A 13,171-nucleotide genomic window follows, 5' to 3' on the forward strand; every position below is an offset into this window, starting at 1 on the left:
GAGGTTCTTGCCAATGAACGCCCCGCTTCCCATGACCGCCGCCCAAGGTAACCGGCCCACGCTGGCCGAACTGGAGGCGCGCGACGCCTTCGCCGCCCGCCACATCGGCCCCGATACCCCCGAACAGCAGCACATGCTGAAGGTGCTCGGCTACGACAGCCGCGCCGCGCTGATCGATGCCGTGATCCCCGCCGCCATCCGCCGCCGCGACGGCATGCCGATGGGCGAGTTCACCGAGCCGCTGAGCGAGGAAGCCGCACTGGCCAAGCTGCGCGGCCTGGCGCGCAAGAACCGCGTACTGAAGAGCTTTATCGGCCAGGGCTACTACAACACCGTCACGCCCGCGGTCGTGCTGCGCAATATCTTCGAGAACCCGGCCTGGTACACCGCCTACACGCCCTACCAGCCGGAAATCTCGCAAGGCCGCCTGGAAGCGATGCTGAACTTCCAGCAGATGGTCACCGACCTGACCGGGCTGGATATCGCCAACGCGTCGATGCTCGATGAAGGCACCGCTGCCGCCGAAGCGATGACGCTGCTGCAGCGCGTGAACAAGCACGACTCCAGTATCTTCTTCGTCGCCGACGACGTGCTGCCGCAGACGCTGGAAGTGGTGCGAACGCGCGCGCTGCCGCTGGATATCGAAGTGAAGGTCGGCCCCGCCGCCGACGCCGCTGCTGCGGGCGCCTTCGGCGTGCTGCTGCAGTACCCGGGCGTGAACGGCGACATCAATGACTACCGCGCCATCGCCGACGCGGTGCACGCCGCCGGGGGCCTGGTGGTCGCTGCCGCCGACCTGCTGGCGCTGACGCTGATCGCCGCGCCGGGCGAATGGGGTGCCGACGTGGCCGTGGGCAACTCGCAGCGCTTCGGCGTGCCGCTGGGCTTTGGCGGCCCGCACGCCGGCTACATGGCGGTGAAGGATGCGTTCAAGCGCTCGATGCCGGGCCGTCTGGTCGGCGTGACCGTCGACGCGCAGGGCAACAAGGCGTATCGCCTGGCGCTGCAGACGCGCGAACAGCATATCCGCCGCGAGAAGGCGACCTCCAACATCTGTACCGCGCAGGTGCTGCTGGCGGTGATGGCGTCGATGTACGCCGTATACCACGGCCCGCAGGGCCTGAAGCGCATCGCGCAGCGCGTGCATCGCCTGGCCGCGACGCTGGCCGCCGGCCTGGAGCAGCTTGGCTTCGTCCGCACCAACGCCACCTTCTTCGACACGCTGACGCTGGAGACCGGCTTCAACACCGAAGCCATCCATGCCGCCGCCACCGCGCGCGGCATCAACCTGCGCCATGCCGGCGCCACGCGCGTCGGCATCTCGCTGGACGAGACCGCCACCCGCGACGACGTGGTTGCGCTGTGGGAAATCTTCACGCAAGGCAAGCCGCTGCCGGCGGGCCTCGATTTCGACAAGCTCGAAGCCGCCATCAATGACGCCTTCCCGGCCGAACTGGCGCGCGCCAGCGAGTACCTGACCCATCCGGTGTTCAATACGCACCACGCCGAGCACGAGATGCTGCGCTACCTGCGCATGCTGGCCGACAAGGACCTGGCGCTGGACCGCACCATGATCCCGCTGGGCTCGTGCACGATGAAGCTGAACGCCACCAGCGAGATGATCCCGGTGACCTGGCCCGAGTTCAGCCAGATCCACCCGTTCGCGCCGCTGGACCAGACCGTGGGCTACCGCGAGATGATCGACCAGCTCGAGGCCATGCTGTGCGCCGCCACCGGCTACGCCGCGGTCAGCCTGCAGCCCAACGCCGGCTCGCAAGGCGAGTACGCGGGCCTGCTGATCATCCATGCGTATCACGCCAGCCGCGGCGAAAGCCATCGCGACATCTGCCTGATCCCGTCGTCGGCGCACGGCACCAACCCGGCGTCGGCGCAGATGGCCGGCATGAAGGTGGTGGTGGTGGCCTGCGACGAGAATGGCAACGTCGACCTGGAAGACCTGGCGAAGAAGGCCGAGCAGCACAGCAAGAACCTGGCTGCGATCATGATCACCTACCCGTCCACGCACGGCGTGTTTGAGCAGGGCGTGCAGCAGATCTGCGAGATCGTGCACAAGCACGGCGGCCAGGTCTATGTCGACGGCGCCAACATGAACGCGATGGTCGGCACCGCCGCGCCGGGCCAGTTTGGCGGCGACGTGTCGCACCTGAACCTGCACAAGACCTTCTGCATCCCGCACGGCGGCGGCGGCCCGGGCGTTGGCCCCGTTGCGGTCGGCGCGCACCTGGCGGATTTCCTGCCCAACCAGGACAGCGTCGGCTACCGCCGCGACGACCGCGGCATCGGTGGCGTGTCGGCGGCACCGTTCGGCTCGGCCAGCATCCTGCCGATCTCGTGGATGTATATCGCGATGATGGGCTCGGCCGGCCTGACCGCCGCCACCGAGAACGCCATCCTGGCGGCCAACTACGTGGCCAAGCGCCTGGCGCCGTACTACCCGGTGCTGTACACCGGCCAGCACGACCTGGTCGCGCACGAGTGCATCCTGGACGTGCGCCCGCTGCAGAAGGAGACCGGCATCAGCAACGAAGACGTGGCCAAGCGCCTGATGGACTACGGCTTCCACGCGCCGACCATGAGCTTCCCGGTGCCGGGCACGCTGATGATCGAGCCGACCGAGTCCGAAGCACTGCATGAGCTGGACCGCTTCATCGACGCGATGATCGCGATCCGCCAGGAAATCGGCCGCGTCGCCGACGGTACTTTCGATCGCGAGGACAACCCGCTCAAGCACGCGCCGCACACCGCCGCGGTGGTGACCGCGAACGAGTGGACCCACAAGTACACGCGCGAGGAAGCCGCCTATCCGGTGGCGTCGCTGCGCACGCAGAAGTACTGGCCGCCGGTCGGCCGTGCCGACAACGTATATGGCGACCGCAACCTGTTCTGCAGCTGCGTGCCGGTCAGCGACTACGTGGTCGACTGACGCACCCCCGGGGCCGTGCCATCGCATCTGCGGTGGCTCGGCCGCCGCACTATTCTCAAGATGGCGGGCCCGCCGGCGGCGGTGTCCGTTGCCGTACTTCGACCGCCTAAAAAGAGCCTCTGCAAGGCCACCCCATTGCTGGAGACATTCCGTGGCAGTCAGCGTCTTCGATCTGTTCAAGGTGGGCATCGGCCCGTCGAGCTCGCATACCGTGGGCCCGATGCGCGCGGCCCTGATGTTCGCGCAGGGGCTGGAGCGCGACGGCCTGCTGCCGCAGGTGGCCAGCGTGCGGGTCGAGCTGTACGGCTCGCTCGGCGCCACCGGCAAGGGGCACGGCACCGACAAGGGCGTGATCCTCGGCCTGATGGGCGAGTCTCCCGACACCATCGATCCCGATTCCATCGACAGGCGCCTCGCCGCGTTGCGCAAGTCGCGCGAGCTGTCGCTGCTGGGACGCCATATCGTGCCCTTCGTCGAGAAGGATCACATCGCGTTCTACCGCCGCGAGGCCCTGGCCGAGCATCCCAATGGCATGAAGTTCCATGCCTTCGACAGCAGCGGCGCGAGCCTGCGCGAAGCGCGCTACCTGTCGGTGGGCGGCGGCTTCGTGGTCACGGCCGGTGCGCCCAACACCCAGGTGCTCAACGCCGCGCAGCAGCTGCCGCACCCGTTTCGCAGCGGCAAGGACATGCTGCAGATGGCGCAGGACAGCGGCAAGAGCATTGCGCGGCTGATGCTGGAGAACGAACTGACGTGGCGCAGCGAGCAAGAGGTCATCGACGGCCTGCTGCATATCTGGGACGTAATGCAGGCCTGCGTCGCGCGCGGCTGCCGCACCGATGGCGAACTGCCGGGGCCGTTCAAGGTCAAGCGGCGCGCGCCCGAGTTGTTCCGCAGCCTGACCGAGCGTGCCGAGCGCACGCTGTCGGATCCGCTCTCGGTGATGGACTGGGTCAACCTGTACGCCATCGCCGTCAATGAAGAGAACGCGGCGGGCGGCCGCGTGGTGACCGCGCCGACCAACGGTGCGGCCGGCATCATCCCCGCCGTGCTGCATTACTACGACCGCTTCGTGCCGGGCGCGAACCGGCAGGGTGTAGTCGACTTCCTGCTGACAGCGGGCGCGATCGGGCTGCTGTACAAGCTCAACGCGTCGATCTCCGGGGCCGAGGTCGGCTGCCAGGGCGAGGTCGGCGTGGCCTGCTCGATGGCCGCCGGCGCGCTTGCCGCGGTACTCGGCGGCAGCCCGGCGCAGGTGGAGAACGCGGCCGAGATCGGCATGGAGCACAACCTCGGCCTGACCTGCGACCCGGTCGGCGGGCTGGTGCAGATTCCGTGCATCGAGCGCAATGCGATGGCGTCGGTCAAGGCGGTCAACGCGGCGCGCATGGCGCTGCGCGGCGACGGCACGCACTATGTATCGCTCGATTCGGTGATCAAGACCATGCGCGAGACGGGCGCCGACATGAAGACGAAGTACAAGGAAACCGCGCGCGGCGGGCTGGCGGTGAATATCGTCGAGTGCTAAACGCGGGGTTTTCTCCCCTCTCACGCGCGCGGGAGAGGGAAGAAAACCGTCGTACATCGTGCATGGTTTGCGGCGTATCATTGCGGCGTTCCCCGACTGCAGAACAAGAGGGCCCGCCATGCAGACCTTCCACCAGCTCTTTGACGATGCCTCGTCAACCTTCACGTACCTGCTGATCGATGCGGAAACGAAGGAGGCGCTGCTGATCGACCCGGTCGACCACCAGCTCGAACGCGACCTGGCGCTGGTAGAGGATACCGGCGCACACCTGACCTGGGTCATCGAGACCCACGCCCACGCCGACCACATCACCTCGGCCGGCCACCTGGCCATGCAGACCGGCGCGCACACCGCGGCGCCGTCGGGCTGCGATATCAAGCCGGCACAGAAGCAACTGATCGACGGCGACACTGTCGCATTCGGCAAGCAGGTGCTGCGCGCGATCCATACGCCCGGCCATACCGCCGGCAGCATGAGCTACCTGTGGGAAGAGTCCACCTCCGAAGGCATCGTGCGCCGCGTCTTCACGGGCGATGCGCTGCTGATCGACGGCTGCGGCCGCACCGATTTCCAGTCGGGCGATGCCGGCACGCTGTACGACAGCCTGACCCGCAAGCTGTTCGCGCTGCCCGACGACACCCGGGTCTATCCCGCGCACGACTACAAGGGCCAGACCTGCTCGACCATCGGCCATGAGCGCGCGCACAACAGTCGCGTATCCGGCCGCACGCGCGAGGAGTTCATCGAGATGATGCGCAACCTGAACCTGCCGCGGCCCAGGCTGATCGATATCGCGGTGCCGGCGAACCAGCACCTGGGCCTGCGCGACGGCGAGAGCGTGCCGCACGGCGCCTGAAGCATTCCAACCTTGGGAGTCAACCGCATGTCCGTATATACCGCCGAAGTCCTGTGGCAACGCGACGGGCAGGATTTCACCGGCAACCGCTACAGCCGCAGGCACGTGCTGCGCTTCGACGGCGGCGCCGAAGTCCCGGGCTCGTCGTCGCCCCATGTGGTGCCGTTGCCGATGTCGGACGCCAGCGCGGTCGACCCGGAAGAGATGTTCATCGCCTCGCTGTCGAGCTGCCATATGCTGTGGTTCCTGTCGCTGGCGGCGAAGCAGCGCTTTGTCGTCGACCGCTATGTCGATGCCGCCACCGGCGTGATGGAAAAGAACCGCGAAGGCCAGATGGCGATGACAGTGGTGACCCTGCGCCCCCAGGTCACTTTCTCCGGCGAGCGCGAACCCACCCGCGACGAGCTGGAGCGCCTGCACCATGCCGCGCACGATGCCTGCTTTATCGCCAATTCGGTCCGGACCGAGGTGCGGTGCGAACCGGTGCTCGCCGGCGCCTAGCGCACGCGCCATGCCGGCCACCGCGCTGCCCGCGGCACGATCCGCGCCGGCGCGGCGCCTGCTGCGCTGGCTGCTGGCGGGCGCGGTCCTGCTGGGAGGCATCCTGATGCTGCAGGATCGTTTTCTTTACTTTCCCGACAGGGCCTCGGTCGACGATATGGTTGCTCAGGGACTGCGCGCATGGCCGGGTCCGGATGATTTCCGCGGCCTGCTGGCCGAGCCGCACGGTCCCGTCCGCGCCACCGCCATCGTCTTCCACGGCAATGCCGGGCACGCCGGCCATCGCGGCTACTACGCCAGCGTGCTGACGCGGCTGGGCATTCGCGTGATCCTGGCCGAATACCCCGGCTATGGCCCGCGCGACGGCGCGCTTGGCGAGCGCAGCTTCGTCGACGATGCCGGGCAGGCGATTGCGCTGGCCCGGCGCCAGTTCGACGGCCTGCTGCTGTTGGTCGGCGAATCGCTCGGCGCCGGGGTTGCGGCGGCCGCCGCGGCGCGCCAGCGCGAGCACGTCGATGCCGTGCTGCTGATCACGCCATGGGACAAGCTCGCCCACGTCGCCGCACACCACTACTCATGGCTGCCGACCGGATGGCTGCTGCGCGACCGTTACGACAGCGTGAGCCACCTGGCCGCCTTTGGCCGCCCGGTCATGGTGGTCGTGGCCGAGCGCGACAGCATCGTGCCGCCCCGGCTCGGCAAGGCGCTCTATGAAGCGCTGGACGAACCCCGCCGCCTGGCCGTGATCGATCACGCCGGGCACAACGACTGGACCGGCTACGTCGACGAGGCATGGTGGCGCAACGCGCTCGCGTTCCTGCTGTCGCCGCCCGCGTCCCGCTGATGCGCGCGTGCGCTGCCGGGCACCTGCGGTGCACGCATCGGCGCCAGCCGGTCCGGCGCGTTGAAACGATGCATTGACTTAGCCACGCCGCCTGCAATACTGGCCTTCAAACACGGCCGCCACCGCACACGGCGGCGCGGCCGGCAATCGCGGGGGATCGATCATGAAGCGAAGGCAAAACTGCACGCTGTACCGCGGCCTGGGCGTACTGGCTGCCGCCCTGGTACTGGCCCCGGTCCAGGCACTCGCGCAAGGCAAGCCGGTGGCCTATCCGGCCAAGGGGCAGAGCCAGCAGCAGCAAGCCAGCGACGACGGCGCCTGCTACAGCTGGGCCAAGCAGCAGAGCGGTGTCGATCCCGCCCAGGCCGCCGCGGCACCGCCCCCGGCGCAGCCGCAAAGCGGCCAGCGCGTGCGCGGTGCCGCGGGGGGCGCCGCTGCCGGCGCAGTGGTGGGGGCGATGGCGGGCGATGCCGGCAAAGGCGCGGCGGTCGGCGCTGCAACGGGTACGGTGGCAGGCGGCGTGGCGCACCGGCAATCGCGGCGCCAGGCCAACGCCGCCAACCAGCAGGCGCAGGCCAACACCAGCCAGGCGATGGGTTCGTACTACCAGGCCTGGTCCGCGTGCATGCAAGGGCGCGGCTACAGCGTGAAGTAAGTGCCGGTTCAGCGGTTAGGCGGCGGGCGGTGTGTTACGCCGCCCAGCGCTCGCAGGCCTTGCGCACGGTCTCGCGCTGGCTGCGCGCGTCGGCATCGGTCTGGCGCAGCCATTCCGCATCGCCGTCGCGGCGCTCGGCCAGCGCGCGGATATTGGCCAGCGCGTCCAGCGAACCCAATGCCTCTGCATGCGGCACCAGTGCATCGCAGATCGAGAGGATGTGGTCGGCGATCGGCATCCGGGTCAGCTCGTTGGGATGCACATATTCGCCATCCAGCCCGAAGCGGCACGCCTGGAAGCGGTTGAAGGTGTACACCAGGTAGTCGTCTTCCTGCGGCATGAACGGGCGCGACAACAACAGGTAGCGCGCCAGCATCTGGATATACGCGGCGATATCGCAGGCGCGCTGCACCGTCAGCGGCGTGTCCATCACGCGGACCTCAATGGTGCCGAATTCCGGCTTGGGCCGGATATCCCAGTAGAAGTCCTTCATGCTCTCGATCACGCCGGTATTGCGCATCTTCTCGAAATACGCGGTGAAGGCGTCCCACGTCAGCAGGAAGGGCGCGCGCCCGCTCATCGGGAACGCCGCGACCGAATTCAGGCGCGCCGAGGCAAAGCCGGTATCGACACCCTGCACATACGGCGACGACGCCGCCAGCGCAACGAAGTGCGGCACGTAGCGGCCGATGGCGTGCAGCAGGAACAGCGACTCGTCCGCGCTCGGGCAGCCGATATGCACGTGCTGGCCGAATACGGTGAACTGCTTGGCCAGGTAGCCATACAGCTCGGAGATGTACTGGTAGCGCGGCGAGTCCGAGATGGTGCGGTCGGCCCATTGCATGAACGGATGCGTGCCGCCGCCGGAAATGCCCAGGTTGAGCGAGCGCGAGGCGGCCACCATCAGGTTGCGCATGGTGGTCAGCTCGTCCAGCGCCTGCTGGTAGCTGTGGCAGATGCCCGTGCTGATCTCGATCATCGACGGGCTGATTTCCGGCTTAATGTCGCCGGCATGCTCGGCGCCCTTGAGTGCGCGCAGCAGGTCGGGCGCGAACGGCGCCAGGTCATAGTCGTGGCGGTTGACCAGCTGCAGCTCCAGCTCCACGCCGAAGGTCAGTGCCTCGGATTGCTTGAACGATTCGAGCGACATCAGCGCCCTCCTCCATTGGCCCGGGATTCGCCGGCGAAGCGCAGCGCCCACGCTGCCAACACCGGGCCGATCAGTTGTTCGATCGCCAGCGCGCACAGGATGATAGCGGCCAGCGGCTGTCCGGTGCCGGGGTAGATGCGCGCGACGTCGCTCATCAGCAGGTAGGCCAGCCCCGACATCGGCGCCAGCGCCAGCCCCAGTGCCATGCACTGGCGCATGCTCAGGCCCGAGAACGATCCCAGCGACATCACGCCGGCAAACTTGGCGAGGTGACGCAGCAGCACCAGCACGATGGCATAGACGCCGCCCACGGCCCAGTCATGCGCGGTCAGCGGCAGGCCCAGCGACACCACCATCACGATGATCAGCAGGCTGCCGGCACTGCCGAAGTGCGGCGGCCAGACGTGCGGCTGGCTGTCCTGGTGCTTGAACACCACGCCGGCCAGCAGCAGCGTCAGCGGCATCGACAATTTTAGTACCCGGGTCAGCGCCAGCGTGAACAGCACCAGGCCCACCAGCACCAGGAAGCTGTAGTGGTCATCGGCCGACATGCGCTCATAGATCACGTGGCCGACCTTGCCCACCACCCATGCCAGCAGGCACGAGCCCACCAGCAGGTAGAGCGGGTGCAGCAGGGCGGCGCCCAGGTTGCCGTATTCGGAATGCAGCCAGCCGGTGGCCACCTGCACGATCACGGCAGCGTAGATGCTGTTCAGTGCCGCCATTGCCATCAGCCGCTCGGTGACCTGGCCCTCGGCACGCAGTTCGTTCTTGAGCTGCAGCACGATGGTGGGCGAGGTGCTGACGGCAATGCCGCCGGCCAGGATCGCCACGCCAGGCGAGGCGCCGATCCATTGCAGCACCGCCGCGACCAGGCCCCAGGTCAGCACGCTTTCGAAGGCGCTGGTCAGCAGCAGCCAGCGGTTGGCGCGCAGCCAGGTCAGCGACAGCCGGTGCCCGAGTTCGAACAGGGCCAGTGCCAGCGCCATATCGATCAGGATACGGGTCTGGTTGATCATGTTCTCGTCGACGATGCCGCGCCCGAGCATGCCGGCGAACAGCCCGGCGACGGCATAGCCCACGATGCGCGGGCAGCGCAGCCAGCGGCGGCTGACTTCCCCCGCCAGGCCCGCGCCTACCAGCGCGAGCCCGACCCAGAACAAGCCCCCTGGGGCGAGGGGAAGAGTTGGGAATAGTTGGCTCAGTCCGTTCATGGTCGACATGGTAATGTAAGCACATCACAATCCATGTCAGTGATTGTCCGACACCGCACCAAACGCCTTACGAACTTCGGTCAAGTTCGCGCAAAAAACGCCATCTTCTGGATGGCATTTTTTACATTTTGTGCGGAACTCAACGCGTCCGCACACCCGTGCGACGCATCAGACGCCCCAGACCTTCCAGCGCGGGCGGGTGGACTTCAGCGCCGTCTCGACCTGCGTGTACAAAGTGCGCGTGGCGCCCTGCGCAGCGCCGCGTGCCCGGGCCTTTTCAAAGTAAGCCAGCGCCGTCTCGCGCTGCTGCAGCCCGAGTGCCGACTCGACCACGCGCAGGCATACCTCGGCATCCCAGTCGTCGCGCACGGCAAAGGCGGCGGCGAAGTCCGCCATGGCCGCTTCATGGCGCCGCGAGGCGTTGTGGACCAGGCCGCGCTGGAGGCGCGGCCCGGCCTGGTCCTCGGGATCGCCCTCGGTCAGCGCGACCGCCTGCTCGAACATCGGCAGCGCGCGCTCCGGTTCGCCCAGCTCGCGCCACAGCAGGCCGAAGCGGTTGTACAGCCAGGCATCCTCGACCAGCAGCGCGCGGCGCTGCTGGCCCTCGATCTCGGCCAGCGCGTCGGCACGGTCATGCTCGTCCATGCGCGCCATCTGTGCCTGCAGAAGCGCGGCGAAGTGAGCGCGCGCATGCGCCATCGGGTGCGCGGCCTCGCTGCGGGCCTCTACCGGCAGCGCATCCAGGCGCGCGTCCATGTGCGCCATCGCGGCGCGCGCCGCCTCGGCCGGCTCGGCGCCGCCCATGGACTTCCAGGCCGCGATCAGGCGGCTGAAGGCCCAGGTGACATCGGCCGGATTGCGCTCGAGCGGGTAGCGATTGAGCACTTCGCCGGCCAGCTCGACCACCTTGCCGTGCTGGCCCGCGCCGGCATGGCAGTCGAGCAGGTCGATCCAGTGGTCGATGAACTCGCTGGCGGCCATGCCCTGGCGATGCAGCGCGATGCGCTCTTCCAGGTGCGCGGCATCGGCAGGCAGGCTGCGCGCCAGCAGCCGGCACAACAATGAATACACGTGCGGATCGGCATTGCCGCCGTGCCCGGCGGCATCGCCCTGGCCGGTGGCGAAATAGTGGTCGTAGCACCTCACGCCATGGCGGCACGCGGCCACCAGCGCGGGGCGCAGCGCCGCCTCGGCGGCGGGGACTTCATCGATGAACTCGCCCAGCGCCATGGCGGCGCGGTAGTAGGCGGCGCCGTCGTCGGACTTGTCGGTGATGGCGAAGCGCTGCCAGGGCTCGCGTTCGGCATCCTGCGCGCCGGCCTTGGCCAGTTGATGGCGCCAGGCCAGTTCGCGTACCTGGGCCTGCGGGTCGGCCACCTGGCGCAGGTAGACGGCCAGGTCGTCGAGCGCGCCCTGCGTGTCGCCCACGCCCCAGCGCAGCGGCGCGCGCAGCCGGCGCGCCTCGGGGTGGTCGGGATGTTCGGCCAGCACGCGGGCGGCCTGGTCGGCGGCGAGCGCGTCGCCGGCATCGGCGTCGAGCTGCAGCAGGTGCGGGTTGTCCAGCGCCACGCGCCCCAGGCAGACGCGCATCAGCGGCTCCACCGGCACGCCGGCGCCCTCGGCGCGGGCAATGTAGTCCTGCACCAGCGGCGCGATGTCTTCCGCGCCCAGGTCGGGATTGCGGAACATCAGGTCGTGCCAGTAGCGCGCCGCGGCAGCCATGTCGTTCATGCGCAGCGCGGCCAAGCCGGCGTGGAAATGCGCCGGCCATTCGCCCGACAGCAATCCGCTGCGCTGCGCGGCCTCATGCAGCCACGGGCGCGCCTCGGCGTCGCGGCCCAGGCTCATCAGCATGGCGCCGTAGCGGTGCGCGATCACGCCGCGCGAGGCCCAGCGGTGCGGCGGCTGCAGCGGCAGGCTGTCCAGGCGCGCGAGTGCCTCGTCCAGCACGGCAAGCGCCGCGGCGGCATCGCCGTTGTCGAAGTGCAGCCGCGCGCGCAGCGTGACGAAATCGACCACCTCGGGCCGGGCCTGCGCAAGCTGGTCGGCGATCTGCAGGGCGTCGGCAAAGCGGCCCTGGTTGGCAAGCTCGATGGCGTGGTCGTAGCTGACTTCCGGCACGGACACGTACTGCTCCTTCTGCATTTTTGGTAAGCGAGTGCGGGATTATGCGCCATGAGGGCGATCCGCATCCGGACAACCATCGGCACGGCGGCCGCTTTCTTTAAGCCATTGCACATAAACAAAACGCCACCCGAGGGTGGCGTCCTGCCTGGCGGGCACTGATTGCTTACTTGCCGCCGACCGTTTCCAGCACGGTCCACTTGCCTCCCACCACCTTGTAGACGGTGATGCCGCCGTCCTTCAGGTCGCCGCGGCCGTCATAGGCCAGCGTCTTGGTGGTCACGCCCTGCATGCTGGTCGCGGCCAGCACCGGCAGGTAGCGCGCCGGATCGGCCGAACCAGCCTTGACCATCGCGGTCATCATCGCGGTGGCGCCGTCATACGAGTACGGCGAGTAGGTCTGCACCTTGGAGCCGAAGCGCTTCTCGTACTTCTTCTCGTAGGCGGCGCCGCCCGGCATCTGGTCCAGCGGCAGGCCGGCCAGCGACACCACGGTGCCTTCGGCGGCTGGACCGGCCAGCTTCAGGAAGTTGTCGGTCTTGGACATCTCGCCCGACACCAGCGGGGCCTTGATGCCCAGTTCCTTGACCTGCTTGGCCATCGGCGCGGACTGGGTCTCGGCGCCGCCGTAGAAGATGATGTCCGGGTTGCTGCGCTTGATGTTGGTCAGCACGGCCTTGAAGTCCACCGCCTTGTCGTTGGTGAACTCGCGGCGCACGATCTTGCCGCCGGCGGCCTTGGCGGCCTTCTCGAACTCGTCGGCCAGGCCCTGGCCGTAGGCGGTGCGGTCATCGACGATGGCGATGTTCTTCGCGCCCAGCTTCTTCACCACGTAGGCGCCGATCACCGAACCCTGCTGGGTGTCGGAGGTCATCATGCGGAAGGTGGTCTTGAATCCCTGCTTGGTGTATTCCGGCGCGGTCGCCATGGCGATCTGCGGAATGCCGGCGCGGTTGTAGACCATCGACGCCGGAATGGTGGTGCCCGAGTTGAAATGGCCGAGCATGCCCTGGATGCCGCCATCGACCAGCTTCTGCGCGACCACCGAGCCGGTCTTGGGGTCGGCCTGGTCGTCTTCGGAGACCAGCACGAACTTGACTTCCTTGCCGCCGATCTTGGGCTTGGTGGCGTTCATGTCCTCGATCGCGAGGACGATGCCGTTCTGCATGTCCTTGCCATACTGGGCCTGGCCGCCGGTCATCGGGCCGGCGTAGCCCAGCTTGATTTCCTGCGCCTGCGCGAAGGCGGCGGAGGCGCCGGTCAGGCCGGCCAGGGTCAGGGCAACGGTCAGTGCCGTCTTGTGGAATGTCGAGCTCATCAGATCTCCTTGGGTCCCAATTGGTGCCACTCTGTGC

At 68.1% G+C, this 13,171-nt stretch carries 10 protein-coding genes; 6 read left to right on the plus strand and 4 right to left on the minus strand.

The features are described from left to right. The first annotated feature begins 13 nt into the window (after nucleotides 1–13). The 6 genes from gcvP (at nucleotide 14) to E0W60_RS27295 (ending at nucleotide 7,328) form a co-directional block, all read left to right on the plus strand. Nucleotides 14–2,944, plus strand: a complete 2,931-nt coding sequence (gcvP, locus tag E0W60_RS27270; protein WP_135706129.1) for an aminomethyl-transferring glycine dehydrogenase — start codon at nucleotides 14–16, stop codon at nucleotides 2,942–2,944. A 151-nt stretch (nucleotides 2,945–3,095) separates the two neighbouring features. After that, a complete protein-coding gene (locus E0W60_RS27275) occupies nucleotides 3,096–4,472 on the plus strand; it encodes an L-serine ammonia-lyase (RefSeq protein WP_135706130.1) in 1,377 nt (458 codons plus the stop codon). Nucleotides 4,473–4,590: 118 nt separating this feature from the next. Further along, complete coding sequence (locus E0W60_RS27280) at nucleotides 4,591–5,328, plus strand: MBL fold metallo-hydrolase (protein WP_135706131.1); 738 nt, start codon at nucleotides 4,591–4,593, stop codon at nucleotides 5,326–5,328. Nucleotides 5,329–5,355: 27 nt separating this feature from the next. After that, the gene (locus E0W60_RS27285) at nucleotides 5,356–5,829 is read left to right on the plus strand and encodes an OsmC family protein (protein ID WP_135706132.1); all 474 of its coding nucleotides are present in this window, start codon (nucleotides 5,356–5,358) and stop codon (nucleotides 5,827–5,829) included. Nucleotides 5,830–5,839: 10 nt separating this feature from the next. After that, nucleotides 5,840–6,673 (plus strand): alpha/beta hydrolase, encoded by an 834-nt coding sequence (locus tag E0W60_RS27290; protein ID WP_135706133.1) that lies wholly within the window; start codon nucleotides 5,840–5,842, stop codon nucleotides 6,671–6,673. A gap of 163 nt (nucleotides 6,674–6,836) precedes the next feature. Beyond that, on the plus strand, nucleotides 6,837–7,328 hold the full coding sequence (locus E0W60_RS27295) for a YMGG-like glycine zipper-containing protein (protein WP_133097838.1): 492 nt from the start codon (nucleotides 6,837–6,839) through the stop codon (nucleotides 7,326–7,328). Nucleotides 7,329–7,362: 34 nt separating this feature from the next. Here the strand turns inward: E0W60_RS27295 and E0W60_RS27300 are convergent, their stop codons facing one another. From E0W60_RS27300 to E0W60_RS27315, 4 genes are all read right to left on the minus strand, one after another. After that, entirely contained in the window at nucleotides 7,363–8,478 is a 1,116-nt protein-coding gene (locus tag E0W60_RS27300; protein ID WP_133097839.1) for a YbdK family carboxylate-amine ligase, read from the minus strand. After that, nucleotides 8,478–9,701 (minus strand): cation:proton antiporter, encoded by a 1,224-nt coding sequence (locus tag E0W60_RS27305; protein ID WP_167884602.1) that lies wholly within the window; start codon nucleotides 9,699–9,701, stop codon nucleotides 8,478–8,480. The genes E0W60_RS27300 and E0W60_RS27305 overlap by 1 nt, the downstream gene beginning before the upstream one ends. Nucleotides 9,702–9,860: 159 nt before the next feature. Then, the gene (locus E0W60_RS27310; RefSeq protein WP_133097841.1) at nucleotides 9,861–11,819 is read right to left on the minus strand and encodes a tetratricopeptide repeat protein; all 1,959 of its coding nucleotides are present in this window, start codon (nucleotides 11,817–11,819) and stop codon (nucleotides 9,861–9,863) included. Nucleotides 11,820–11,982: 163 nt separating this feature from the next. Continuing rightward, nucleotides 11,983–13,134: a branched-chain amino acid ABC transporter substrate-binding protein gene (locus tag E0W60_RS27315; protein ID WP_133097842.1), complete on the minus strand. Its 1,152-nt coding sequence runs from the start codon at nucleotides 13,132–13,134 to the stop codon at nucleotides 11,983–11,985. Nucleotides 13,135–13,171 lie beyond the last annotated feature (37 nt).

It is taken from the genome of Cupriavidus oxalaticus (genome assembly GCF_004768545.1).
GTDB classification, from domain to species: Bacteria; Pseudomonadota; Gammaproteobacteria; order Burkholderiales; family Burkholderiaceae; genus Cupriavidus; species Cupriavidus oxalaticus_A.

Excerpts from the sequence above, each read along its gene's own strand:
- gcvP (WP_135706129.1), top strand. The coding sequence starts at position 14 with ATGAACGCCCCGCTTCCCATGACCGCCGCCCAAGGTAACCGGCCCACG.
- E0W60_RS27280 (WP_135706131.1), top strand. The coding sequence starts at position 4,591 with ATGCAGACCTTCCACCAGCTCTTTGACGATGCCTCGTCAACCTTCACG.
- E0W60_RS27285 (WP_135706132.1), top strand. The coding sequence starts at position 5,356 with ATGTCCGTATATACCGCCGAAGTCCTGTGGCAACGCGACGGGCAGGAT.
- E0W60_RS27290 (WP_135706133.1), top strand. The coding sequence starts at position 5,840 with ATGCCGGCCACCGCGCTGCCCGCGGCACGATCCGCGCCGGCGCGGCGC.
- E0W60_RS27295 (WP_133097838.1), top strand. The coding sequence starts at position 6,837 with ATGAAGCGAAGGCAAAACTGCACGCTGTACCGCGGCCTGGGCGTACTG.
- E0W60_RS27300 (WP_133097839.1), bottom strand. The coding sequence starts at position 8,478 with ATGTCGCTCGAATCGTTCAAGCAATCCGAGGCACTGACCTTCGGCGTG.
- E0W60_RS27305 (WP_167884602.1), bottom strand. The coding sequence starts at position 9,701 with ATGTCGACCATGAACGGACTGAGCCAACTATTCCCAACTCTTCCCCTC.
- E0W60_RS27315 (WP_133097842.1), bottom strand. The coding sequence starts at position 13,134 with ATGAGCTCGACATTCCACAAGACGGCACTGACCGTTGCCCTGACCCTG.